The 24,128-nt window shown below is 72.5% G+C and carries 19 protein-coding genes; 10 read left to right on the top strand and 9 right to left on the bottom strand.

Annotated elements, in window-relative coordinates; all coding sequences use genetic code 11:
* The first annotated feature begins 64 nt into the window (after positions 1 to 64).
* The gene (locus tag AC1VM9_RS13805; protein ID WP_481342944.1) at positions 65 to 691 is read left to right on the top strand and encodes an ASCH domain-containing protein; all 627 of its coding nucleotides are present in this window, start codon (positions 65 to 67) and stop codon (positions 689 to 691) included.
* A 14-nt stretch (positions 692 to 705) separates the two neighbouring features.
* Here AC1VM9_RS13805 and AC1VM9_RS13800 read toward each other — a convergent pair whose 3' ends face one another.
* Both AC1VM9_RS13800 and AC1VM9_RS13795 read right to left on the bottom strand, forming a co-directional pair.
* On the bottom strand, positions 706 to 1,743 hold the full coding sequence (locus tag AC1VM9_RS13800; RefSeq protein WP_481342945.1) for a hemolysin family protein: 1,038 nt from the start codon (positions 1,741 to 1,743) through the stop codon (positions 706 to 708).
* Positions 1,740 to 3,122 (bottom strand): hemolysin family protein, encoded by a 1,383-nt coding sequence (locus AC1VM9_RS13795; protein WP_481342946.1) that lies wholly within the window; start codon positions 3,120 to 3,122, stop codon positions 1,740 to 1,742. The genes AC1VM9_RS13800 and AC1VM9_RS13795 overlap by 4 nt, the downstream gene beginning before the upstream one ends.
* 213 nt (positions 3,123 to 3,335) lie before the next feature.
* Here AC1VM9_RS13795 and AC1VM9_RS13790 point away from each other — a divergent pair, with 213 nt between their 5' ends.
* The 5 genes from AC1VM9_RS13790 to AC1VM9_RS13770 all read left to right on the top strand — a co-directional run bounded on the left by AC1VM9_RS13790 (position 3,336) and on the right by AC1VM9_RS13770 (position 10,303).
* Positions 3,336 to 4,379: an ABC transporter ATP-binding protein gene (locus AC1VM9_RS13790; RefSeq protein ID WP_481342947.1), complete on the top strand. Its 1,044-nt coding sequence runs from the start codon at positions 3,336 to 3,338 to the stop codon at positions 4,377 to 4,379.
* On the top strand, positions 4,376 to 5,179 hold the full coding sequence (locus AC1VM9_RS13785) for an ABC transporter permease (RefSeq protein WP_481347580.1): 804 nt from the start codon (positions 4,376 to 4,378) through the stop codon (positions 5,177 to 5,179). The genes AC1VM9_RS13790 and AC1VM9_RS13785 overlap by 4 nt, the downstream gene beginning before the upstream one ends.
* Before the next feature lie 166 nt (positions 5,180 to 5,345).
* Entirely contained in the window at positions 5,346 to 9,227 is a 3,882-nt protein-coding gene (locus AC1VM9_RS13780; RefSeq protein WP_483123034.1) for a multifunctional oxoglutarate decarboxylase/oxoglutarate dehydrogenase thiamine pyrophosphate-binding subunit/dihydrolipoyllysine-residue succinyltransferase subunit, read from the top strand.
* Positions 9,228 to 9,343: 116 nt separating this feature from the next.
* Positions 9,344 to 9,520, top strand: coding sequence for a DUF6104 family protein (locus AC1VM9_RS13775; protein WP_481342950.1), 177 nt, complete (start codon positions 9,344 to 9,346; stop codon positions 9,518 to 9,520).
* A gap of 3 nt (positions 9,521 to 9,523) precedes the next feature.
* Positions 9,524 to 10,303 (top strand): GDSL-type esterase/lipase family protein, encoded by a 780-nt coding sequence (locus tag AC1VM9_RS13770; protein WP_481342951.1) that lies wholly within the window; start codon positions 9,524 to 9,526, stop codon positions 10,301 to 10,303.
* Here AC1VM9_RS13770 and AC1VM9_RS13765 read toward each other — a convergent pair.
* Positions 10,296 to 10,799 carry a hypothetical protein gene (locus tag AC1VM9_RS13765; protein WP_483123032.1) on the bottom strand — a complete coding sequence of 168 codons (504 nt, stop codon included), beginning with the start codon at positions 10,797 to 10,799 and terminating at the stop codon, positions 10,296 to 10,298. The genes AC1VM9_RS13770 and AC1VM9_RS13765 overlap by 8 nt on opposite strands.
* A gap of 313 nt (positions 10,800 to 11,112) precedes the next feature.
* Here AC1VM9_RS13765 and AC1VM9_RS13760 point away from each other — a divergent pair, with 313 nt between their 5' ends.
* Complete coding sequence (locus AC1VM9_RS13760) at positions 11,113 to 11,361, top strand: WhiB family transcriptional regulator (protein WP_013493302.1); 249 nt, start codon at positions 11,113 to 11,115, stop codon at positions 11,359 to 11,361.
* Positions 11,362 to 11,451: 90 nt separating this feature from the next.
* Here the strand turns inward: AC1VM9_RS13760 and AC1VM9_RS13755 are convergent, their stop codons facing one another.
* Complete coding sequence (locus AC1VM9_RS13755; RefSeq protein ID WP_481342953.1) at positions 11,452 to 12,939, bottom strand: sensor histidine kinase; 1,488 nt, start codon at positions 12,937 to 12,939, stop codon at positions 11,452 to 11,454.
* 132 nt (positions 12,940 to 13,071) lie between these two features.
* Positions 13,072 to 18,420 (bottom strand): NAD-glutamate dehydrogenase, encoded by a 5,349-nt coding sequence (locus AC1VM9_RS13750; RefSeq protein ID WP_483123031.1) that lies wholly within the window; start codon positions 18,418 to 18,420, stop codon positions 13,072 to 13,074.
* 210 nt (positions 18,421 to 18,630) lie between these two features.
* Between AC1VM9_RS13750 and AC1VM9_RS13745 the strand changes: the two genes are divergently transcribed.
* From AC1VM9_RS13745 to AC1VM9_RS13735, 3 genes are all read left to right on the top strand, one after another.
* Positions 18,631 to 18,981: a hypothetical protein gene (locus AC1VM9_RS13745; RefSeq protein ID WP_483123030.1), complete on the top strand. Its 351-nt coding sequence runs from the start codon at positions 18,631 to 18,633 to the stop codon at positions 18,979 to 18,981.
* The gene (locus AC1VM9_RS13740; RefSeq protein ID WP_481343358.1) at positions 18,978 to 19,469 is read left to right on the top strand and encodes a hypothetical protein; all 492 of its coding nucleotides are present in this window, start codon (positions 18,978 to 18,980) and stop codon (positions 19,467 to 19,469) included. Before AC1VM9_RS13745 ends, AC1VM9_RS13740 begins: the two co-directional genes overlap by 4 nt.
* An 80-nt stretch (positions 19,470 to 19,549) precedes the next feature.
* Entirely contained in the window at positions 19,550 to 20,047 is a 498-nt protein-coding gene (locus AC1VM9_RS13735; RefSeq protein ID WP_483123029.1) for a DUF2505 domain-containing protein, read from the top strand.
* 62 nt (positions 20,048 to 20,109) lie between these two features.
* On the opposite strand, the gene pruA is transcribed toward AC1VM9_RS13735, so the two are convergent.
* From pruA to AC1VM9_RS13715, 4 genes are all read right to left on the bottom strand, one after another.
* The gene (pruA, locus tag AC1VM9_RS13730; protein ID WP_483123028.1) at positions 20,110 to 21,738 is read right to left on the bottom strand and encodes an L-glutamate gamma-semialdehyde dehydrogenase; all 1,629 of its coding nucleotides are present in this window, start codon (positions 21,736 to 21,738) and stop codon (positions 20,110 to 20,112) included.
* Between the two features lie 115 nt (positions 21,739 to 21,853).
* Entirely contained in the window at positions 21,854 to 22,252 is a 399-nt protein-coding gene (locus tag AC1VM9_RS13725; protein ID WP_481343355.1) for a DUF4870 domain-containing protein, read from the bottom strand.
* A gap of 92 nt (positions 22,253 to 22,344) precedes the next feature.
* A complete protein-coding gene (locus AC1VM9_RS13720; protein ID WP_483123027.1) occupies positions 22,345 to 23,058 on the bottom strand; it encodes an SGNH/GDSL hydrolase family protein in 714 nt (237 codons plus the stop codon).
* Between the two features lie 60 nt (positions 23,059 to 23,118).
* Positions 23,119 to 24,120 carry an alpha/beta fold hydrolase gene (locus tag AC1VM9_RS13715; protein WP_483123026.1) on the bottom strand — a complete coding sequence of 334 codons (1,002 nt, stop codon included), beginning with the start codon at positions 24,118 to 24,120 and terminating at the stop codon, positions 23,119 to 23,121.
* Positions 24,121 to 24,128: the final 8 nt, after the last annotated feature.

Below are 24,128 nucleotides of genomic sequence, written 5' to 3'. Positions count from 1 at the left end.
GACACCTGCGAACTGTCCGCGCGGCTCGGAGCCCCGCGGGCCCGGGTTCTGCGAGGGTGGGCCCGTGCTCATCTCCCGACCCGTCGCCGAAGGCATCCGCGCCGGCACGGTCACCCAGGCCTTCCGCCGGTGGGACGCCCCGCGCGTCAAGGTCGGTGGCACGCAGCTGACCCCCGCCGGACTCGTGCGTTTCGACGCCGTGACGCTCGTGCGTGACGTCGCACGTCTCACCGAGCGCGACGCCCGCCGGGCCGGGGTCAAGGACCGCGCGACCCTGCTCCGGGCCCTCGAGCCGAAGCAGCGGACGCCGTCCCCCCGCGGCGGCAGGGGTGGGGACAAGGTCTACCGCGTGCGCCTCTCCTGGGCGGGTGAGGACCCCCGGATCGCCCTGCGCGAGAAGCTTCCCGAGGCCGAGGAGCTCGAGGACATCGGCCGGCGCCTCGACCGCCTCGACGCTCGTGACACCGGTCCCTGGACCCTCGAGATCCTCGAGTGGATCCGCGACAACCCCCGCACCGTGGCCCGCGAGCTGGCCGCGCTGCTCCACCGGGACCTGCTCCCGATGAAGGTCGACATCCGCAAGCTCAAGGCCCTCGGCCTGACGATCAGCCACGACGTCGGCTACGAGCTCGCGCCCCGCGGTCAGGCCTACCTGGACTGGCGCACCGCCCGGGAGGACAGTGACGGCTGAGCCCCCGCGGAGGCTCAGCGCTGGGTCGTGTCGGTGACCTCGCCGACGAGCTCCTCGAGGACGTCCTCGAGGAAGACGACGCCGGTGACGCGGGCCTCGTCGTCGATGACGCGGGCCAGGTGGGCGCCGGTGAGCTGCATCGTGGCGAGGACGTCCTCGACCTCGTCGCCCTCGCGGACGGTCGCCAGGCGCCGGACGCGCTTGGGAGGCACCGGCTGCTCGTGGCGCTCGTCGTCGGCGTACAGGATGTCCTTGAGGTGGATGTACCCGGCGATCTCGCCGGCTGCGTCCCGCACCGGGTAGCGGCTGAAGCCGTGCCGCGCCACGAGGCGCTCGATGTCGGCGGGGGTCGCCCCGAGCTCGACGGTCGTCAGCCCGCCGGCCGGCACTGCGACGTCGCGGGCCAGCTTGTCGGAGAACTCGAGCGTCTTCGTGACCAGGCCGTGCCGCTCCTCCTCGATGAGCCCTTCGCGACGGGACTCGCCGACGATGTGCGCGACCTCCTCGACGGTGAAGGCCGACGTCAGCTCGTCCTTGGGCTCGACGTGGAGCAGCCGTACGAGGCCCTTGGCCGTGGCCTCCATCGCCGCGACGATGTGCCGCAGCGTCCGGGCGACGAGGAACAGGGGCGGCACCAGGACGAGCGCCGCCCGGTCGGGGCCGGCGATGGCGAGGTTCTTCGGGATCATCTCGCCGACGACGACGTGCAGGTAGGAGACGGCGAGCAGCGCGAGCGCCAGGGCGGCGCCGCTCGCCCACGCGTCGGACAGGCCGACGCCGTGGAACACCGGTTCGAGCAGGTCGTGCAGCGCCGCCTCGGCGAGGGCGCCCAGCCCGACCGAGCACACCGTGATGCCGAGCTGGGCCGTGACGAGCATCGAGCCGAGCCGCTCGAGGGCCTGCAGGCACGACGCGGCCCGCTTGCTGCCGGCCTCCGCGAGCGGCTCGAGGGTCGAGCGGCGCACCGCCATCGCCGCGAACTCGGCACCGACGAAGAAGGCGTTCCCGAACAGGAGGAGCACCGAGACGACGTACACCCACGCGCCGCTCACGAGCCGTCCTGCCCCACGACAGGAGCGGCCGCGTCGCGCGCGCCGTCGTGCGGGCCGCCCCCGTCTGCGGCGTCCGGCAGCGACTCGGGGTCCGGGACAAACCGGAGCCGGTCGACGCGGCGTCCCTCCATGCCCACGACGTTGATCCGCCAGCCCGGTACGTGCACGCTGTCGCCGACGGCGGGCACGCGTCCGAGGGCGGCCATGACGAAACCGCCCATCGTCTCGTACGCGGACCCGTCCGGGACGTCGGCGTCGAAGGCGTCGCGCACCTCGTCCGGGCGCCAGAGCCCGGGCACGGTCCACGAGCCGTCGAGCAGCTCGCGCCCGCTCTGGCGGCTGCGGTCGTGCTCGTCGGAGACCTCGCCGACGATCTCCTCGACGACGTCCTCGAGGGTGACGACCCCGGAGGTGCCGCCGTACTCGTCGACGACCACGGCCATCTGGAACCCGCCCTCGCGCAGCTGGCGCAGGAGCGGGTCGAGCCGGATCGTCTCCGGCACGACGAGCCGCTCGGACATCAGGGCCGACACCGGCACGTCCTTGCGCCGCTCGTGCGGCACGGCCATGGCCTTCTTGACGTGCACGACCCCGTCGACGTCGTCCCAGTCGTCGCCGAGCACCGGGAAGCGGGAGAAGCCGGTGCGCCGGGACAGGCGAAGCACGTCGTCGGCCGACTCGTCACGGTGGATGCCGGTGCAGCGCACCCGCGGCGTCATGACGTCGTCGGCGGTGCGCTCGCCGAACCCGAGCGAGCGGGTCAGCATGCGGGCCGTGACCTGGTCGAGGGTGCCCGCCTCGGCCGAGCGCTGCACGAGGCTGGCGAGCTCCTGCGGGGTCCGGGCACCCGACAGCTCCTCCTGCGGCTCGATGCCCACCGAGCGCAGGAACCCGTTGGCCGAGCCGTTGAGCACGACGATGAGCGGCCGGGCGACGAGGGCGAAGACGCGCACGGGCAGCGCGACGACCTTCGCGGTCGCGAGCGGCACCGAGATGCCGAGGAACTGCGGCAGCAGCTCGCCGAAGACCATCGAGAAGACCGTGGCGAGCACGAGGGCGATGGCGCTCGCCAGGGCCTGCACGGCACCCGTCCCGAGCCCGAGAGCGGTCAGCGGCCCCGACACGAGCTGGCCGATCGACGGCTCGGCCAGGTAGCCGACGACGAGCGTCGTGATGGTGATGCCGACCTGGGCCGCCGACAGCTGCGTCGAGAGCTGCTTGAGCGACTGCAGCACGACGCGGGCCCGGGAGTCGCCCTCGTCGATGGCCCGTTGCACCGTCGGCCGGTCGAGGGCGACGAGCGAGAACTCGGCCGCGACGAAGACGGCGGTACCGGCCGTGAGCAGCACCGCACCGAGGACGAGGAGCCACTCGGTCATGCGGGCGGGCCTCCCGCGGCGACGGGACGCTGGACCGGATCGGGATCGCACGTCATGGTGCGCCCACTATAGGGAGCGGCACGGGCCGTGGACCCCGGTGTGGTTGAGTGGGCGCCACACGCGGCGGTCGGCGGCGCGGACGCGGACCGCCGACCCCCGGACCGGCGCTCGGGCCGGACGCCGGGTCGCGCCGGGAGACGAAGGGAGCGTCTGGTGGGTGCACGGTCGGGGTTCCCGGGGCTCATCGAGGTGCGCGGCCTGACGAAGCGGTTCGGGTCGCTGACGGCCGTCGACCACCTCGACCTCGACGTCGAGCCGGGCCGGATCACCGGGTTCCTCGGGCCCAACGGCAGCGGCAAGACCACGACCCTGCGGATGCTCCTCGGGCTCATCCGCCCGAGCGCCGGCACCGCGACGATCGACGGCCACCGCTACGTCGACATCCCCAACCCGCTCACCGTCGTCGGCTCGGCCCTCGAGGCGACGAACTTCCACCCCGGCCGCAGCGGGCGCGACCACCTGCGCGTCCAGGCGTCGGTGGCCGGCGTGCCGAGCCGCCGGGTCGACGAGCTGCTCGAGCTCGTCGGCATCCCCGCCGCCGCCCGCAAACGCGCCGGCGGCTACTCGATGGGCATGCGCCAGCGGCTCGGCCTGGCGGCGGCGCTCCTCGGCGACCCGCAGGTCGTCATCCTCGACGAGCCGGCCAACGGCCTCGACCCCGAGGGCATCCGCTGGCTGCGCAGCTTCCTGCGCCACCTCGCCGCCGAGGGCCGCACGCTGCTCATCTCCAGCCACATGCTCTCCGAGGTCGAGCAGACCGTCGACGACGTCGTCATCATCGCCAACGGCAGACGCGTCGCCCAGGGCACCGTTGCCGAGCTGCGCGGCGAGCCGACCGCGTTCGTCCGCACGTCCGACCCCGAGCGGCTCGCCGCCGCGCTCCGCGGTCGTGGCCTGCGCGTCGACCCGGTGGACCGAGGGGCCCTGCGCGTGACGACCGAGGACCTCGCGGTGGTCGGCGACGTCGCGCACGCCAACGACGTCGCCGTCCACGAGCTGCGGGCCGAGCAGACCCACCTCGAGGAGCTGTTCTTCAACCTCACCGAGTCGGGCGAGCACCGCAACCGCAACCTCGGCGCGACCGCGGGCCCGGACCGGGCCGACGGCGTGCCGCCCGACCTGCCCCCGCCGAGCGGCCGGCCGGTCGACCCCGCGCTCGTCGCCGACCCCTCGGACCAGGAGCGTGGGACCCGATGAGCGCCGCGATCCGGTCCGAGTTCCGCAAGTTCCTCACGACGCGGCTCTGGTGGGGCATGGCCATCGCCGTCGTCCTCACCGGTGCGGCGTTCGCCGTGCTCTTCGCCTTCGTCTTCACCAGCGACGCCGTCCGGGGTCCGCAGGCGGCGGCCGCGCCGCGCACCGACGCGGCCCTCGCCAAGGCGGTCTTCACCGGCGGCATCCAGGTCGGCTACCTGCTCACCCTCGCCGTCGGCGTCATGACGATCGGCTCGGAGTACCGCCACAAGACCATCACGGCGACCTTCCTGGCCACACCCCGGCGGGGACGCGTCATGGGCGCCAAGGTCGTCTCGCTGCTCGGCATCGGCGCCTTCTACGGCGTGCTGTCGCTGTCCGGTGCCGTCGCGGCCGGCACGCTGGTGCTCCGGTCCAAGGGCCACGAGCCGTTCGCCGACCCGGCGATCTGGCGCACCCTGGCGCTGTCCCTGCTCGTCCTCGGCCTCTGGGGGCTGATCGGCCTCGGGGCCGGCATCCTCATCCCCAACCAGGTGGCCGCGCTGCTCATCTCGGTCGCCGTCGCGTGGATCGTCGAGCCGGTCCTCAGCCTCGTGCTGGCCCTGACCGACTGGGGCAAGGCGGTCGCGCCGTACCTGCCGAGCCGGGCCACGGCGGCGATGCTCGACACCAGCGGCGGCGGCTTCAACGGCGAGGTGCTCGAGCAGCTGTCGTGGTGGGCCGGTGCCCTCGTGCTCGCCGGGTACGCCGCCCTCATGGCCGGCCTCGGTACGTGGCGCACGGTGCGCAGCGACATCAGCTGACGCGGCGTTGGTCACGTCGGGCCGGGCCCCGGCCCGACGTGACCAACGCCTCGTCAGGATCCCGGTTCGACATCCCGGCTCGGGTCCGGTATCGGAGCGCGCGGGGCTAGGCTTGACCCCTGTTAGGCACCGACGCACCCAAGCCAACGAAAGAGGCGCATTCGCCGTGTCCGATCAGTCCACGTCCGGAGACCCGATCGCAGCATTCGGTCCGAACGAATGGCTCGTCGACGAGCTCTACCAGCAGTTCCTGACGGACAAGGAGTCCGTCGACAAGGCCTGGTGGGGGTTCTTCGAGGACTACCGACCCGGTGACACGGACGCCAACGGTGCGACGTCCCACCCGACGGGTCAGGCCGCCACGCCGGCCAACGGCGCGACGAACCGCACGGCCGCGCCTGCCCCGGCCGCTCGTCAGGCGGCCCCCGCCACCAAGCCGGCGGCACCGAAGCCCGACACCAAGCCCGACACCAAGCCCGACACCAAGCCCGACACCAAGCCCGAAGCCAAGGCGGAGCCCAAGACCGACGCCAAGGCCGAGCCCACGACGCAGCCCAAGCCAGAGCCGGCAGCCGAGGCCCCGAAGCCGCGCGACATCCCCGCCGTGAAGGAGACCGGCCCGGTCAACGAGGACCAGGTCATCCCGCTGCGGGGTGCGCCCGCGCGCGTCGTGGCCAACATGGAGACCTCGCTGACGGTCCCGACGGCCACGAGCGTGCGTGCCGTGCCGGCCAAGCTGCTCATCGACAACCGCGTCGTCATCAACAACCACCTGGCCCGTTCCCGCGGCGGCAAGGTCAGCTTCACCCACCTCATCGGGTTCGCGATGGTCAAGGCCATCGCCCTGATGCCCGAGATGAACAACGGCTTCACCGACGTCGGGGGCAAGCCCGCGCTCGTGCGCCCGGCACACGTCAACTTCGGTCTGGCCATCGACCTGGCCAAGCCGGACGGCAGCCGCACCCTCGTCGTCCCCTCGATCAAGTCGGCCGAGGAGATGGACTTCGTCCACTTCTGGACCGCCTACGAGGACCTCGTCCGCAAGGCACGCGGGAACAAGCTGACCGTCGAGGACTTCCAGGGCACGACGATCTCGCTGACCAACCCCGGTGGCATCGGCACCGTCCACTCGGTGCCGCGCCTCATGAAGGGCCAGGGCGCCATCATCGGCGTCGGTGCCCTCGAGTACCCGGCCGAGTGGCAGGGCGCGAGCAACGAGACGCTGAACCGCAACGCGGTGAGCAAGATCCTCACGCTCACCTCGACCTACGACCACCGGATCATCCAGGGCGCCCAGAGCGGCGAGTTCCTCCGCATCATCCACGAGCTGCTCCTCGGCAAGAACGCGTTCTACGACGAGATCTTCGAGTCGCTGCGCATCCCCTACGAGCCCGTCCGCTGGATCCAGGACATCGACTCCTCGCACGACGACGACATCAACAAGGTCGCGCGTGTCCAGGAGCTCATCCACGCCTACCGCGTCCGCGGCCACCTCATGGCCGACACCGACCCGCTCGAGTACAAGCAGCGTCGCCACCACGACCTCGACGTCACGACCCACGGCCTGACGCTGTGGGACCTCGACCGCACCTTCGCCACCGGCGGGTTCGGCGGCGTCCCGTTCCTCAAGCTGCGCAAGATCCTCGGCATCCTGCGCGACTCGTACTGCCGAACCGTCGGCATCGAGTACATGCACATCCAGGACCCCGAGCAGCGCAAGTGGATCCAGGACAAGGTCGAGCGGCCCTACGAGAAGGCCAGCCGCGACGAGCAGATGCGGATCATGCGTCGGCTCAACGCCGCCGAGGCCTTCGAGACCTTCCTGCAGACGAAGTTCGTCGGCCAGAAGCGCTTCTCCCTCGAGGGCGGCGAGTCGGTCATCGCGCTCCTCGACCGCGTCCTGTGCCGCGCCGCGAGCGAGGACCTCGACGAGGTCTGCATCGGCATGCCGCACCGCGGTCGCCTCAACGTCCTGGCCAACATCGCCGGCAAGTCCTACGGGCAGATCTTCCGCGAGTTCGAGGGCACCCAGGACCCCAAGTCGGTGCAGGGCTCGGGCGACGTCAAGTACCACCTCGGGACCGAGGGCGAGTTCGTCGCCGAGGACGGCAGCAAGACCAAGGTGTACCTCGCGGCCAACCCCTCGCACCTCGAGGCCGTCAACCCGGTGCTCGAGGGCATCGTCCGGGCCAAGCAGGACCGGCTCAACCTCGCCGGGGAGGCCTTCACCGTCCTGCCGGTCCTCCTGCACGGGGACGCCGCGTTCGCGGGCCAGGGCGTCGTGGCCGAGACGCTCAACCTGTCGCAGCTGCGCGGCTACCGCACCGGCGGCACGATCCACGTCGTCATCAACAACCAGGTCGGCTTCACCACCTCGCCGAGCAGCTCACGCTCGTCGGTGTACGCCACCGACGTCGCGCGGATGATCCAGGCGCCGATCTTCCACGTCAACGGCGACGACCCCGAGGCGTGCGTCCGCGTCGCCGAGCTCGCCTACGACTTCCGCCAGGCGTTCAACAAGGACGTCGTCATCGACATGATCTGCTACCGCCGGCGCGGCCACAACGAGGGCGACGACCCGTCGATGACCCAGCCGCTCATGTACAACCTCATCGAGGCCAAGCGCTCGGTGCGCAAGCTCTACACCGAGTCGCTCATCGGCCGCGGCGACATCAGCGTCGAGGACGCCGAGGCGGCACTGCGCGACTACCAGCAGCAGCTGGAGCGGGTGTTCATCGAGACGCGCGAGGCCAAGAAGAGCGCGGCCGCAGCGCCCCCCGCGGCAGCCCCGGCCGACGCCGACAGCGACGCGCCCGACAACGCCGGCCTCGAGCGACCCACCGCCCAGGTGCAGGACGACGCCCGCCCCGTGCGCTCGGCCACCGACACCGGTGTCCCGGCCGGCGAGCTCGTCCACATCGGCGAGAGCTTCGCCAACCCGCCGCAGGGCTTCACGATCCACCCGAAGCTCAAGCAGCTCATGGACAAGCGCGCCAAGATGGTCCACGAGGGCGGCATCGACTGGCCGATGGCCGAGCTGCTCGCCTTCGGCACGCTCCTCAAGGAGGGCACCCCGGTGCGCCTTGCCGGTCAGGACAGCCGGCGCGGCACGTTCGTGCAGCGGCACGCGGTCCTCATCGACAAGGACAACGCGGAGGAGTGGACCCCGCTGCTCTACCTCGGCGAGGGCCAGGCCCGCTTCTGGGTCTACGACTCGCTGCTGTCCGAGTACGCGGCCATGGGCTTCGAGTACGGGTACTCGGTGGAGCGGCCCGACGCGCTCGTGCTCTGGGAGGCCCAGTTCGGCGACTTCGCCAACGGCGCCCAGACGATCGTCGACGAGTTCATCTCCAGCTCGGAGCAGAAGTGGGGCCAGCGCAGCTCGGTCGTGCTCCTTCTGCCGCACGGCTACGAGGGCCAGGGGCCCGACCACAGCTCGGCGCGCATCGAGCGCTACCTGCAGCTGTGCGCCGAGAACAACATGACGGTCGCGTACCCCTCGACCGCCGCGTCCTACTTCCACCTCCTGCGCCGGCAGGCCTACAACCGCCCGCGCACGCCGCTCGTCGTCTTCACCCCGAAGTCGATGCTGCGCAGCAAGGCGGCGGCCAGCGACGTCGAGGCGTTCACGACCGGCGGCTTCAGGCCCGTGCTCGCCGACCACGAGGGCGTGACGGGTGACGTCACGCGCGTCCTGTTCGCCTCCGGAAAGGTCGTCCACGAGCTCGACGCCGAGCGCGAGAAGCGCGGTGACCGCTCGACGGCCATCATCCGCGTGGAGCAGCTCTACCCGATTCCCGAGAAGGAGATCAAGGAGGCGGCCGCCCGCTACCCCGGCGCCGAGCTCGTCTGGGTCCAGGACGAACCGCGCAACCAGGGTGCCTGGCCGCTCATGGCCCAGTGGCTGCACGAGGACCTCTGCGAGATGGGCGAGAACCGTCCCTGGCGGGTCGTGGCCCGCAAGGCCGCCGCGTCCCCCGCGACCGGCTCGTCGAAGAAGCACGCGAGCGAGCAGGCCGAGCTGCTGGCCCGGGCGTTCGACCGCTGAGCCGGCACCTCACGACGCTCCCCCGTCCGAGGACCCCCGCCATCCGTGGCGGGGGTCCTCGCGGCTGTTCGGCCCGCCTGCGCCGACGCCCGCGACGGACGCGATAACCTCCCCACGTGTACTTCACCGACCGGGGCATCGAGGAGCTGGCGGCTCGACGCGGCGAGGAGGAGGTCACCCTCGAGTGGCTCGCCGAGCAGCTGCGCCTCTTCGTCGACCTCAACCCCGAGTTCGAGGTGCCGGTCGAGCGCCTGGCCACCTGGCTCGCCCGGCTGGACGACGACGAGGACTGACCCGTGAGCGACAGCAGCGACAGCGACACCCGAGACCCGTACGGCGTGGGCCCGGCCTACCCCTCGTCGCACACCCAGTTCACCGACTCGACGCCGAACCGCTACCCGACGCCGTCGCCGCCGGACGAGCCGGCCGCGCCCGAGGAGGCGCCGTACTACACGCCGAGCGCCGAGCTGACCGTCACCGAGGGCGTCCGCGACGTCGGCATGGTCTTCGTCGGCGCCTCGATGACCGCCGGCTACGGCGACCCGAAGGGCCTCGGCTGGGTCGGCCGCGTCGTCGCGCGGACGCAGCACCCCGACCTCGACCTCACCGCCTACAACCTCGGCGTCCGGGGCAACACCTCCGGTGACGTCGTGGCCCGCTGGGGGGCCGAGTGCCATCCACGCTGGAAGGGCCGCGGCGAGCGCCGCCTCGTGCTGTCGGTCGGCACCAACGACGTCGTGTCGGGCATGACGATGGCCCGCTCGCGGCTCAACCTCGCCAACATCCTCGACGAGGCGACGAACGCCGGCATCGGCGTCTTCGTCGTGGGCCTGGCCCCGAGCCTCGACGCCGAGCTCAACCGGCGCCTGGAGGCGCTCGCCGAGGCACAGGCGGACGTGTGCGCGCGGCGCGGCATCACCTACGTCGACTGCTTCCGCCCGCTCGTCACGCACGACCAGTGGATGGCCGACCTCGCCGCGAGCCCCGACCGTGCCCACCCCGGCCAGGCCGGTTACGGGCTCATCGCGTGGCTCGTGCTCCACAACGGCTGGAACGACTGGCTCTCGCTCAGCTGACGGGTCGTCCGCCGCGCCCGCCCGAGCCGTCGGAGCCGTCGGGCTTGTCCGTCTCGTCGGGCTCGCCGGTCTCGTCCGGGCCGTCCGGCTCGGCGCCCGGGCCGCGACGCATCGGTGAGGCCAGCGCCGCGCCGATGCTGGCCAGCGCCATCGCGGCGACGCCGAGCGCCACCGACGTCCGGCCCGAGTCGTGCAGCGACCAGGCCACGGGCAGCAGCAGGGCGTTCCACAGCAGCGTCGGCGTGCGCGGCCAGTCCGCGGCCCGGAACCAGCCTCGGGCCAGGGCGCCGAGGCCCGCGCCGAAGACGAGGATGAGCAGGCCCGAGGTCACCGCCGTCGTCACGGTGGCGGTCGCGCCGGCGGCGATCTCGTAGCCGTAGAAGGCCGCGAAGCCGACGACGACGAGCGCCTCGAGGAGGGTCAGGACGCCAGCCAGCCGAGCGGGTCCGACGGTGGTGGCCACTGGCCGTGACGGCGGGGTCGGGGCGGCGCTCACGGGCGAAGCGTACCGAGCCGTCGCGCACGCCCGGTGGACCGGTCTGGAACTGGGAGGGATCTGCCGATAGGATCTTTCCTTGGTGTGATCTGCGCCCGCGGCGTTGAACACGGACATGGATGTCGGTCACACTGGTTCACGGCCTCGACGCGTACGGAACACCTTCGTGCGCGTCGTCGTTGGTCAGGGGGTGACCCCCTGGACCACCTCCGCCGAGACCCAGGCACCGACAATGACGATGGCGCCCGAGACCTGCAGCAGGACGGCACCCCGTTCCTGCCTGCCGCAACCAACCTGAAGGAGCAAGATCCGCATGGACTGGCGCGACCGCGCTGCCTGCCTGGATGCCGACCCCGAGCTGTTCTTCCCGATCGGGAACACCGGCCCGGCCATCCTGCAGATCGAGGAGGCCAAGGCCGTGTGCCGGACCTGCCCCGTCATCGACACCTGCCTCAAGTGGGCGCTCGAGACCGGCCAGGACGCCGGCGTCTGGGGCGGCCTCTCCGAGGACGAGCGCCGAGCGCTCAAGCGTCGCAACGCGCGCGCCCGTCGAGCGGGCTGAAGCCGGCGACCACCCTCATCGCACCCGACGCGAGCCCGGTGACCTCACGGTCGCCGGGCTTTTCGTTGCTCCGGTCGAGGAGGCCCGGCCTCAGTCGAGGGGCCGCAGGCTCGCGGTGAACCGGGCGCGGGTGCCGTGCGGGAACAGTGGCTCCCACGTGATGCGTCCCTGCAGGTCGGCCACGAGGGACTGGACGATCTGGGTGCCGAGGCCCGAGCCGGGACGCCGGGCCGGGTCGATGCCCTTGCCGTCGTCCTCCACCGACACGACGACCATGGACCTGCCCCGCTCGTCGGTCTGCCGGTCGACGTGGATGCGCACCTGTCCCCCGGCGTCACCGAGGCCGTGCTCGATGGCGTTCTGCACCAGCTCGCTCATGATCATGGCCAGCGCCGTCGCGTCCTCGGCGCGGATGCTGCCGAAGGAGCCCTCGGTGGCGGCTCGCACCGGTGCCCCGTTCGCCGCCACCTCGACGACGGCGTTGAGGCCGCGCTGGGCGATCGCGTCGAAGTCGACGGTCTCGTCGAACCCCTGGCTCAGCTGGTCGTGGACCATCGCGATGGTGCCGACCCGACGCTCGGCCTCCTCGAGCGCGACCCTCGCCTCACCCTGCGGCACGCGACGCGCCTGGAGCCGCAGGAGCGCCGCCACGGACTGGAGGTTGTTCTTGACGCGGTGGTGGATCTCGCGGATGGTCGCATCCTTGGTCATCAGTTCGCGCTCGCGCCGGCGCAGCTCGCCGACGTCGCGCAGGAGCACGATGGCTCCGAACCGCTGACCGGCCTCGGTGAGCGGGATGGCGCGCATCGACACCGTCGTGCCACCGGCGACGACCTCGGTCCGCCAGGGCTGGCGGCCGGTGACGACGAGCGGCAGCCCCTCGTCGACCGGGTACGACTCGCGCACGTTGTCGGTGACGATCTGCGCGAGGCTCGCGCCGACGACCTCGCCGAGGTGACCGAGGCGGTGCAGGGCCGAGACGGCGTTCGGGCTCGCGTAGGTGACGACTCCGTCCACGTCGAGGCGGATGACGCCGTCACCGACGCGCGGGGCGCCGCGGCGCAGCCCGGTGGGGGCGCTGCCGTGGGGGAACTCGCCGCCCGTGATCATCCGGCACAGGGCGTCGGCGGTGGCCAGGTAGGTCAGCTCGAGGCGGCTCGGGGTCCGCGTCGTCCAGAGGTTCGTGTGCCGGGTCATGACGGCGACGACGTGGCCACCGCGCACGACGGGGATGTACTCCTCGCGCACCGACTGGTCAGGTCCCTGCTCGTGCTGCACGACGACCTGTCGCACCCGCAGGATGCGCTGCTCGGCGGCGGCCTCGTCGAGCAGGTCACGGGTGCGTCCCGGGTCGGCGACCCGTCCGACCTGGTCGTCGACGAAGACGAGCTGGCCGGTGGTCGGGCGCACGTGGGCGACGGCCTCCCAGCGGTCACCCACCGAGCGGACCCACAGGACGAGGTCGGCGAAGGACAGGTCGGCCACCAGCTGCCAGTCGCCGACGAGCAGCTGCAACCACTCGACGTCATGGTCCGGCAGGTCGGTGCGTCCGCGCAGGAGCTCGCTCAGGGTGGCCACTCCACGAGCCTAGTGAGCCCCCGCGGGACGTCGCGGCGCCGCCCGGCACCTGGCCCCTGAGGCGCCGGTGGCCGCGCCGGGGCATGACCTCCGGGGTCATGCCGCGACGCGGCCACCGGGCCCGGGTCGGGATCAGCCGTGCGCGTCCGCCGCGGCTGCCCGGGCGGTCGCCTTCCTGCGTGCAGCCGTGGTCCGGGCGGCCGCAGCCTTCTTCTTGGCGGTGAGCGTGCTCGGGGCGACGCCGTTGGTCGCGGCTGCCGCCCGGGCGGCAGCCGTGGTGCCCTGGCCCGCGCCCGCCGTCTCCCTGGCCGCCTTCTCCTTGGCCGCCTTCTTCGCGACCTTCCGGGCGGTCCCGCCCTTCGCGGCCGCCTTGCTGGCAGGCGCCTTCGTCCCGGCCGCCTTCCTCGCGGCACTCTTGCCGGCGGCACTCTTGCCGGCGGCACTCTTCGCGGCCGCGCTCTTGACGGTGCTCGCCTTGCGCGCGGCCCGCTTCGTGGCCGACGCCTGCTGCGTCGGCGCCGCCGGCTCGAGGGCCGGGCTCTCGTCGTGCCGGGCCGGCCGCGGCGGGGCGGAGGAGGCCGGACGGGTCACCGTACGCAGCGTGCGCAGCGCGACCGAGAGTGCGGCGATGCCCGCGTGGCTCATCCGCTCGATGCCGCCGAGCGCCTGCCGGGCCCGCCCGAGGGCGTCGGCGTTGAGCTCGGACCACGCCTCGAGGCGCGCCGCCGGCTCGGCGGAGCGGTCGCTGACCTCGAGGATCGAGCGGGTCAGGCTCTCCAGCACGGCGTAGAGGTCGTCGCGCATGGCGCCGCGGGCGAGCGCGTCCCAGCGGTCCTCGCGCGGCAGCGCCGAGACCCGCGTCAGCATCGCGTCGATGCTGAAGGTCTCGGAGGCGCGGAAGTAGACGCCGACGACGTTCTGGAGGGGCTCGCCGGTGTCCTCGGCCAGCTCGATGCAGTCGAGCAGCGAGTACGCGTCGAGCAGGGACGCCGCCGACAGCGCGAGCTCCTCGGGCACGCCCTTGCCCTGCAGGTCGCCGGCGCGACGCACGAGGCGGGCGCGCTCGCTGCCCTGGAGCAGCTCGGACATCCGGCCGGCGTACGCCTCGACGCCCGGACGGAACCGGGCCACCTCGCCGGCGATGTCGAGCTCGGCCGGGCGAGAGGTGAGGAACCAGCGCACCGCCCGGTCGAGGAGCCGACGGAACTCGAGGTAGAGCGCCGTCTGCGCGGCCGTCGTCACCTGGTTGTCGGTGCCCTCGACCCGGCGCACGAACCCGGCCAGGTCGAAGACCTCGCGGCACACGACGTACGCGCGGGCGACCTGCTCCGGTGAGGCGCCGGTCTCCTCGCTGGCACGGTAGGCGAACGTGATGCCACCGCGGTTGACCATCGAGTTGGCGACCGCGTTGGTGATGATCTCGCGCCGCAGCGGGTGGGCTGCGATCTGTTCGGCGTACTTGCGGCGCAAGGGTTTCGGGAAGTAGTCCGTCAGCGTCGTCGCCAGCCACGGGTCGTCGGGCAGCGTGGTCGCGATGAGCTGGTTCTTCAGGTACAGCTTCGCGTACGCGACGAGCACCGAGAACTCGGGCGAGGACAGGCCCAGGCCGTCCTTCTGCCGGCGCGCGATCTCCGAGTCGCTCGGCAGGAACTCGAGCGCGCGGTCGAGGTCGCCGTGCTCCTCGAGGAACTGGATGAGCCGCTCGTGGACCCCGAGCATCGCGTGCTGCTGGGCGCGGGCGTTGCCGAGCAGGACGTTCTGCTCGTAGTTGTCGCGCAGCACCTGCTCGGCCACCTCGTCGGTCATCGAGGCGAGGAGGGTGTTGCGCCGCTTCGTCGTCAGCTCGCCGGTGCGGGTCAGCTCGGTGAGCAGGATCTTGATGTTGACCTCGTGGTCGGAGGTGTCGACGCCCGCGCTGTTGTCGATGGCGTCGGTGTTGACCCGGACACCGGACAGCGCGGCCTCGATGCGGCCGAGCTGGCTCAGGCCGAGGTTGCCGCCCTCGCCGACCACCTTGCACCGGAGGGCGCTGCCGTTGACGCGGATAGCGTCGTTGGCGCGGTCGCCGATCTCGGCGTTCGTCTCGGCCGAGGCCTTGACGTAGGTGCCGATGCCGCCGTTCCACAGCAGGTCGACCGGTGCGAGCAGGATCGCCTTCATCAGCTCCGCGGGCGTCATGCTCCGGGTTCCGGAGCGCAGGCCGAGGGCCTGGACCATCTGCGGCGTCACCGGGATCGACTTGGCCGAGCGCGGGAACACGCCGCCGCCCGCGCTGATGAGCGACGCGTCGTAGTCGGCCCAGGAGGAGCCCGGCAGGTCGAACATCCGGCGCCGCTCGGCGTACGACGTGGCGGCGTCCGGGTCGGGGTCGACGAAGATGTGCCGGTGGTCGAAGGCGGCCACGAGCCGGATGTGCTCCGACAGGAGCATGCCGTTGCCGAAGACGTCACCGCTCATGTCGCCGACGCCGACGACGGTGAACCCCTCGCTCTGCGTGTCGAGACCGAGCTCGCGGAAGTGCCGCTTGACCGACTCCCAGGCCCCACGGGCGGTGATCCCCATGCCCTTGTGGTCGTAGCCCGCCGAGCCGCCGGAGGCGAACGCGTCGTCGAGCCAGAAGCCGTAGTCGGCGGAGATGCCGTTGGCGATGTCGGAGAACTTCGCCGTGCCCTTGTCGGCCGCGACGACGAGGTAGGTGTCGTCCTCGTCGTGGCGCACGACGCGGCGCGGCGGCACGGCCTGGCCCGACACGAGGTTGTCCGTGAGGTCGAGCAGGCCGCTGATGAACAGCTTGTAGGACGCGATGCCCTCGTCCAGCCAGGCGGCGCGGTCGAGCGCCGGGTCGGGCAGCTGCTTGGCGTAGAACCCGCCCTTGGAGCCGGTCGGCACGATGACGGCGTTCTTGACCATCTGGGCCTTGACGAGGCCGAGGATCTCGGTCCGGAAGTCCTCCCTGCGGTCCGACCACCGCAGGCCGCCCCGGGCGACCTTGCCGAAGCGCAGGTGCACGCCCTCGACGCGGGGGCTGTAGACCCACACCTCGAACATCGGCCGTGGTGCCGGGAGGTCGGGGATCTTCCTGGGGTTGAGCTTGAGGGAGACGTACGACTTGTCGTGGCCGTGCTCGTCGGGCTGGTAGAAGTTCGTGCGCAGGCTCGCCTGGATGACACCGAGCAGCGCCCGGACGATGCGGTCGTGGTCGAGGCTCGCGACGTCGTCGAGGGCGTCCTTGATCCGGGTGACGATCGTCTTCTGCCGTGCGGCACGCTTGTCGCGGCCGGCCTCGGTGTCGGGGAAGGCGTCGGGATCGAACCGGGCCTCGAAGAGCTCTACGAGGCTGCGGGCCAGGCCCGTGTGCGTCCCGAGCGCCGACTCGACGTAGTCCTGCGAGAACGTCGACCCGGTCTGGCGCAGGTACTTGGCGACGGTGCGCAGGATGACGACCTGGCGCCACGTCAGCCCCGCCCCGAGGACGAGTGCGTTGAAGCCGTCGGACTCGGCGCGACCGTCCCAGACGGCACGGAAGGCGTCCTCGAACCGGCGACGCACGTCGTCGGCGGCCGACCCGGACCCGCCCCACGCGTCGGCGTCGGCGCGCAGCCCGAAGTCGTAGATGCGCAGGGTGCGCCCGTCGGGACCGCGCAGCTCGTACGGGCGCTCGTCGCCGACGTCGACACCGAGGTGGGTGAACAGGGGCAGCACCTGCGTCAGCGACAGCTCGGCTCGCCGGTAGAGCTTGAAGCGTCGCTCCTGGGCGGAGTCGCTGGACGGGTCCTCGTAGAGGTGCAGCGCCGTGGTGAGGTCGCCCTCGCCGAGCCCCTCGATGCGGTCGAGGTCCTCGACCGCGGTCGCGACGTCGAAGTCCTCCTTGTACGCCTCCGGCAGCGCCTTGGCGTACGCCGCCATGGCGCGCGCGGCGCCGTCGGTGCCCCGGGCGTTCGCGAGCGCGTCGGCGAGGTCCTCGTCCCACGTCCGGGTGGCGTCGATGACCTTCTGCTCGAGCGCGGCCTCGTCGATGTCGGGGATGTCGACGCCGGCCGGCATCCGCACGACGAAGTGCAGGCGGGCGAGGACCGACTCGCTGACGCGCGTCGTGTTGTCGATGTTCTCGCCCCCGAAGGCCTCGAGGAGCAGGGCCTCGATGCGCAGGCGGACCGTCGTGTTGTAGCGGTCGCGCGGCAGGTAGACGAGGCACGAGACGAAGCGGCCGAACTGGTCCCGCCGCAGGAACAGCTTGGTCTTGCGACGCTCCTGCAGGTGCAGCACGCTCGTGGCGATGTCGGCCAGCTGCGCCGCGCTCGTCTGGAACAGCTCGTCCCTCGGGTAGGTCTCGAGGATCTGGAGGATGTCCTTGCCCGAGTGGCTGTCGGCCGACAGGCCGGTGATCCGCAGGACCTCCTGCGCGCGCACGTCGACGAGCGGGATGTCGTGGATGGTGTCGTTGTAGGCGGCCGACGCGTAGAGCCCGAGGAAGCGCTGCTCGCCGACGCACTCGCCGTGGGCGTTGAACCTCTTGATCGAGATGTAGTCGAGGTAGACGTCGCGGTGGACGGTGGCGCGCGAGTTGGCCTTGGTGATGATGAGGATCGACGAGTCGCGCGCGGCGCGGCTCGCGGCCGGCGTCAGCACGAGGCCGCTGGCGGCACGCGGGCGGTCGTAGCGCAGCAGGCCCAGCCCGGTGCCCGGCACCTGCCGCGAGATGTCCTTGCCGTCCTCGTGGGTCAGCGAGTACTCGCGGTAGCCGAGGAAGGTGAAGTTGTTGTGCGCCAGCCACTCGAGGAACCGGGCGGCCTCGCGGGCCTGGTGCGGGTCGGTGCCGGGGGGCGTGGCGGAGCGCAGCTCGCTCGCGATCGTCAGGGCGTGCGCCCGCATCTTCGGCCAGTCCTCGACGGAGTCGCGGACGTTCTCGAGGACGTGCCGCAACCGGTTCTCGAGGTCGGGCAGCGCGTCGTCGGGCAGCCGGTCGATCTCGAGGTGCATCCACGACTCGCGGACGAGGCCGACGCCGCCGCTCGGCACCGTCGTGCTGCCGTCGGTGACGATGGTCTGCAGCTCACCGGTGATGGTGCGCGACACCGTCATCTGCGGGTGGACGATGAGGTGGACCCCACGGTCGAAGCCACCGAGGGCGGCCACGACGGAGTCGACGAGGAAGGGCATGTCGTCGACGACGATCTGCACGACGGTGTGGGTGGTGGACCAGCCCTCGTCCTCGGGCGTGGGGTTGAAGGCGCGGACGTTGAAGGTGCCGACCGGCCGCTCGGTGGCGAACGTCCGGTGCGCCTCGGCGATGGTGGCGAGCTCGCGGGTCGGTCGCGCGAGGAGGTCCTCGGTGGCGACGAGCCGGTAGTACGCGAGGAGGAACTCCTCCAGCTCGCTCGTGTGGTCTCGGGTGGCCCGACCCCTCTTCGGGGCCGGTGCGACGGCGGTCGCCGCAGCCTTCAGGACGTCGATTCGAGTCTGTTCGAGTGACGCGGACATGCGCTCTTCGGATTCCTCACCGTGGGCCTCGGGCACGGCACGCCGTCGTGCCGGCCTCTCACCCTGCGAGCCTATCCCCGTTCCCGGTTGCGGCCACACCACCCCCTCGGCTCGTCGCGGGGCGGTGGAGATGGGCGGTGGAGATGGGCGGTGGAGGCGGGCGGTGGAGAACTGCCGGGCCGCGGCGCCGCGACTGCCTAGAGTGGGGCCATGACCGACGGCACCGGGCAGCGGGCGGCGCGCGACGCCGACCGCGCGACGCTCCGGGCCCTCGCCGATGCCCGGGCCGGCGCCCGCACGTGGTCCGACGCGCTCCTGACGCACCTGCCCGACGTCGGCGACCTCGCGACGCAACGGCTCCTCGACGCGTGGGTCGAGCAGGGCGCCGACACGCTCCGCGCCCTGTCGGAGGCCCTCGAGGAACGGCTCCTCGACCTCGGTGCCGCCGGCGTGACGGAGGCTACGGCGGCGACGGACGCGCCCCGCGCGGACGGAGCGTCCGGCGAACCAGGGACGTCGGGCGCGGCCGCGGTCCGCGGGGCCGGAGGGGGGACGCGGTGACGGGCACGGACGGCGACGCGGCGTCGATCTCGGCCCTCGGTGGGGTCCTGCGCACGGCCGCCGACCGCCTCGTCGGCCACGTGCACGAGCTCGACGCTCCGGCCGGCCGCCAGGTGCGCCGCGGCGGACCCGACGTCACGGCCGCAGAGCGCGACCTGCTGACCCGGACGGCCACCGAGCTCGACGGCGTGGGTGGGCTGCTGCAGGCGCTGACCGCCGCGACCGCCGAGAGCGCGGCGCGGCTGCGCGCCCTCGAACCGGACCTGCAGCGTGCAGGACTCGTCGTCGAGGGCCAGATCGTCGTCGAGGCACCCGGTCCGAGCCGCGTCGAGCCGCAGACGCGGCTGCGCGAGCGCGAGCGGCTCCAGGAGCTGCTCAACCGCATCACGGCGGCCCGTGCGCGCGAGCTCGCGCACCTGCGCCGCGAGCTGGAGCGATCGACCGCCGCGCTCGCCCGGCTCTCGGACAGGTGCCGCGCCGGCGCGTGACGGGCGCGAGCGCGCGGTCTGCAGGGTCGGCGACGGTGATGGGACGAGGGGTGCCGAGCACGTGGCATAGCGTGTCGCCCATGAAGATCTCCGAGACGATCTCGTACGTCGCCGCTCCGGACGCCGTGTTCGCCATGGTCACCGACCCGCACTTCCAGGAGCGCAAGTGCGTCGAGGCCGGGGCCCTGCGCCATGAGGCCGCCGTGAGCCCGACCGGCGACGGCGCCCGCGTCGTGACCCGGCGTGACCTGCCGACCGACGGGCTGCCCGACTTCGCCAAGTCCGTCGTCGGCGGCACGCTGTCGATCACCGAGACCTACGAGTGGTCCGGCGCCGCGCCCGATGCCAGCCGCAAGGGGACCCTGACCGTCGAGGTCGCCGGCGCGCCGGTCGCGATGCGCTCCGACGTGCGCCTGTCCCCCACCGTCGCCGGCACGACGATCAGCATCGAGGGCGACCTCAAGGCCTCGATCCCGCTGCTCGGTCGCAGGATCGAGAAGGCCGCCGAGCCGGCCGTCGTCAACGCCATCCGCAGCGAACAGCGCACGGGCCGGGCCTGGCTCGCCGAGCGCGGCTGACCCCGCGCCCCTGCACGCGGAGAGGCCGGCCGCGTGGGCCGGCCTCTCGCACCGGCGCGCGCTCAGCCCATGTGCGGGTAGGCGTGGTCGGTCGGCGGGACGAAGGTCTCCTTGATCGAGCGGACGCTGGTCCAGCGCAGCAGGTTCTGCGCCGCACCCGCCTTGTCGTTGGTGCCGGACGCGCGTCCCCCGCCGAAGGGCTGCTGGCCGACCACCGCACCCGTCGGCTTGTCGTTGATGTAGAAGTTGCCGGCCGCGAAGCGCAGGCGCTGGGTCGCATCGGCGATGGCGCGCCGGTCCTGGGCGATGATCGAGCCGGTGAGGCCGTACGGCGCGAAGCGCTCCATCTGGTCGAGAACGGCGTCGTACCGCGCGTCGGGGAAGACGTGGACCGACAGGATCGGCCCGAAGTACTCGGTGCGGAACGACTCGTCGGACGCGTCCCCGACCTCGAGGACCGTGGGGCGCACGAACCAGCCCACCGAGTCGTCGTACGTGCCGCCGGCGATGACCTCGATGCCGTCCGTGGCGTGCGCCCGGTCGATGGCGTCCCGGTGCTTGGCGAACGCCCGCTCGTCGATGACGGCGCCCATGAAGTTGGACAGGTCGGTGACGTCGCCCTGGGGCAGACCGTTGGTGATGTCGACGAGGTCGGACCTGATGCGGTCCCACACCGAGGCGGGCACGTACGCCCGCGAGGCGGCGGAGCACTTCTGGCCCTGGAACTCGAACGCGCCGCGGATCATCGCAGTGCGCAGCACGTCCGGGTCGGCGCTCGGGTGGGCGAGGATGAAGTCCTTGCCGCCGGTCTCACCGACGAGGCGCGGGTAGGTGCGGTACCGGTCGAGGTTCGTGCCGACCTCGTGCCACAGGCGCTTGAAGGTCGGGGTCGAGCCGGTGAAGTGGATGCCGGCGAGGTCCTCGTCGGCCAGGGCCGCCCTGCTGACCTCGACGCCGGTGCCGGTCACCATGTTGATGACGCCGGGCGGCAGGCCGGCCTCCTCCAGCAGCTCCATCGTCAGCGTGGCGGCCAGCTGCTGGGTCGGGCTCGGCTTCCACACGACGGTGTTGCCCATGAGGGCCGGGGCGGTCGGCAGGTTGCCGGCGATCGCCGTGAAGTTGAAGGGGGTGATGGCGTAGACGAAGCCCTCGAGCGAGCGGTAGTCCGACCGGTTCCAGATGCCCTTGGCGTGCAGCGGCGGCTGCTGCTCGAGGATCTGGCGCGCGAAGTGGACGTTGATGCGCCAGAAGTCGATGAGCTCGCAGGCCGCGTCGATCTCGGCCTGGTAGGCGGTCTTGCTCTGGCCGAGCATCGTCGCGGCATTGAGGCGCGCGCGCCACGGGCCGGCCAGCAGCTCGGCGGCCTTGAGCAGGATGGCGGCGCGGTCGTCGAAGGACAGCGCGCGCCACATCGGGGCGGCGGCCTTGGCCGCGTCGACGGCAGCCTGGCCCTCCTGCACCGTGGCGTCGCGCAGGGTGCCGAGCACCTTGGCGTGGGCGTGCGGCTGACGCACCGCGATCTCGGGGCCCGTGCCGGTGACCCGCTCACCGCCGATGGTGTGCGGCAGGTCGCGCTGGCTGGAGCCCAGCTCGGCCAGGGCGACCTCGAGCGCCTTTCGCTCGGGCGAGCCCGGCGCGTAGTCGAGCACCGGCTCGTTGGCCGGTGCGGGCACGTGGGTCACGGCGTCCATCACAATCTCCTGCGGGTTGGCGCGGTCTTCTGCCCGACACGGGCGATGGGGTGGCCCGCCTCGTGGGCGGGACCACCCCATCGTTCCATGACGTCGGGCGTGCCCGGCAGCGTCGTCAGTGCAGGACCGGGATGCCCCACGGGTACCGGAACGCCTGGCCGCGGTTGGCCGCCATCGCGGCCCGGACGTGGAACCACAGCGCGGCGGCCACGGCCACGATCCACACGATGACCGCGATGGGGATGAGGATGACCGTGAAGAACATGAGCCAGCCGACGATGATGGCGGCCCACACGGCGAGGTTGAAGTTGAAGGAGCCGGCGGCGGCCTGTCGCACGAAGGCGCTGCGGTCCTTGTAGGCGACCCAGATCAGGAGTGGGCCGACGAAGCTGAGCCAGCCCACGGACACGACGGCTGCGACGATGGCGGCCAGGTGTCCCAGGATCGCCCACGTGCGCTCGTCGCTCGTCGGGGTCAGGGCCTGCCCGGACGGGTTGGGAATCGGGTGTGTCATGGCTCCATCGTGGCCCCGACCGGGCTCCCTGCGCTGCCGGGGACGGCCCTGATCGGACCCTGACCGGCCCCTGACTGCTGCGGAGGAGGAGGTCAGGCGCCGGCGCCGACGGCGTCCTCGACGGTGAGCGAGCAGACGGCGCTCGTGTCGGCGGCGATGCCGAGCGTGCGGAGCAGGGTCAGGACCATCTCGTGGTGGCCGCGGGCGCTCGGGTGGAAGGAGTCGTCCAGCCATCCCTCGGGTGCGACCTCGGCGCCCGCGGCGTCGGCCGCCTGACGCCACGAGGCCGCATGGTCGACGACGAGGACACCGAGCGCCTCGCCGACCTCGCGCACGGCGTCGGCGTAGAGGGCGATGAGCTCGGGCGTGCGCGGACCGTCGGCGAGCACCGGGGGCGGCGTCTGGAGCACCACGGTGGCCCCGATGTCGCGCGAGCGCTGCACGATCTGGTCGATGCGGTAGCGGTAGGCGCGGATGCCGTCGGCCCCCGCGACGATGTCGTTCGTCCCGAACATGACGAGGACGACGTCGGGGCTGAACCGACCTGCGCGCCAATGGAACTCAGGGAGCAGGTCCTCGGCCGTCGTCCCCGAGACCCCCGAGTTGACGACGGCGTCACCGCGGCGGCCGAGCTCGCCACGGACGCGCTCCGCGAAGTGCTCGACGTAGCTGCGCCGGCCGTGGGTGTGCACGACGCCCTGCGTGATGCTGTCACCGAGGAACACCCAGGTGACCGGCGGGCCGGCGAGGATCTCCCGGAGCCGGTCGGCGTCCCGGCGTGCGTACTCGTCAGCGGTGAAGTCCATTACCGCAACGTAACAACCCCTCCGCCCGCCGCGACCCCCCTCGCCCAGCAGGTGGGACGCTCACGCGACGTCGCTGCCCGCCGCGGGCGACCACGCCGCCGCGTCCGGTCCGTCGTGGGCGAACGGCCACGGTGCCGGGGCGTCGAGTCCGTGCAGCGTCGGCTCGACGGGCAGGCGGTCGGCGAACCGGGCCACGGCGCCGGCCACCGCGCGGTCGGCGAGGATCCTGCGGTGTCCGAGGCCCACCGTGCTGAGCAGCCGCGCGCCCGGCCAGGACCGGACGAGTGCGGCCGACGCCTCGTGCGGCACCTCGCGGTCGCCGAGGTCGTGGACGACGAGAAGGTCCGGGCGACCGGGGCCTGCCGCGGGTCCGAGGCGGGGGTCGGCCGCGCGCTCGAGGTCGCCCCCGAGCCGGACGAGGTCGAGCTCGGAGACGGCGTGGCCCGTGCGTCGTCGGGCCCTCGCCTCGAGACGGCGCACCGTCCGCGCGCCGAGTCCGAGGTCGACGCGGAGCCGCTCGACGAGGTGCGGAACCCCGGGCACCGGTGCGACGAGGACGAGCCGCTCGGCACCGACCCACCCGTCGCGCAGGGCGAGGAGCGCGGCCAAGGCACCCATCGAGTGCGCGACGACCGCTCGCGCCGGGCCGAAGCGGGCAGCCACCGCATCGAGGGACCGACCCAGCTCCACGGCGTCGCTCGTCCCGTCTGCGTGACGCCCCCGGTCCGAGTGCCCGTGACCGAGCCCGTCGAAGGCCACCGCCTGCAGACCGGCGTCGGTCAACGGCCCGACGAACGGCAGGAGGTGCTCGAGGGTCCCGCCCCAGCCGTGGACGAGGTAGACCACCGGGCCCTGCCCCCACGACCACCCCCGGACGACCCGCCCCTGCACCGGCACCTCGAAGGGCGCACCGAGCAGCTCGCGCACCGTGGGCGCCGCGTCGTCGGGCGGCGGCGCGGCGACGAGGCCGCTGCGCGCGACGCGGGGGACGCGGAACCACACGCCTTCGAGCAGGCGCGCCGCAAGGGGCGGAGCCAACCGGCCGAGGGCTCGCAAAGCCATCGACGAAG

The organism is Monashia sp. HAY1-11D (assembly GCF_056868035.1).
This window is presented reverse-complemented; position numbering and strand designations above follow the sequence as displayed.

Bases quoted from the DNA above. Each gene is read 5' to 3' on its own strand.
- AC1VM9_RS13745 (WP_483123030.1), top strand. From the start codon at position 18,631: ATGACCGACGGCACCGGGCAGCGGGCGGCGCGCGACGCCGACCGCGCG.
- AC1VM9_RS13750 (WP_483123031.1), bottom strand. From the start codon at position 18,420: ATGTCCGCGTCACTCGAACAGACTCGAATCGACGTCCTGAAGGCTGCG.
- AC1VM9_RS13760 (WP_013493302.1), top strand. From the start codon at position 11,113: ATGGACTGGCGCGACCGCGCTGCCTGCCTGGATGCCGACCCCGAGCTG.
- pruA (WP_483123028.1), bottom strand. From the start codon at position 21,738: ATGGACGCCGTGACCCACGTGCCCGCACCGGCCAACGAGCCGGTGCTC.
- AC1VM9_RS13715 (WP_483123026.1), bottom strand. From the start codon at position 24,120: ATGGCTTTGCGAGCCCTCGGCCGGTTGGCTCCGCCCCTTGCGGCGCGC.
- AC1VM9_RS13735 (WP_483123029.1), top strand. From the start codon at position 19,550: ATGAAGATCTCCGAGACGATCTCGTACGTCGCCGCTCCGGACGCCGTG.
- AC1VM9_RS13795 (WP_481342946.1), bottom strand. From the start codon at position 3,122: ATGACCGAGTGGCTCCTCGTCCTCGGTGCGGTGCTGCTCACGGCCGGT.
- AC1VM9_RS13785 (WP_481347580.1), top strand. From the start codon at position 4,376: ATGAGCGCCGCGATCCGGTCCGAGTTCCGCAAGTTCCTCACGACGCGG.
- AC1VM9_RS13720 (WP_483123027.1), bottom strand. From the start codon at position 23,058: ATGGACTTCACCGCTGACGAGTACGCACGCCGGGACGCCGACCGGCTC.
- AC1VM9_RS13725 (WP_481343355.1), bottom strand. From the start codon at position 22,252: ATGACACACCCGATTCCCAACCCGTCCGGGCAGGCCCTGACCCCGACG.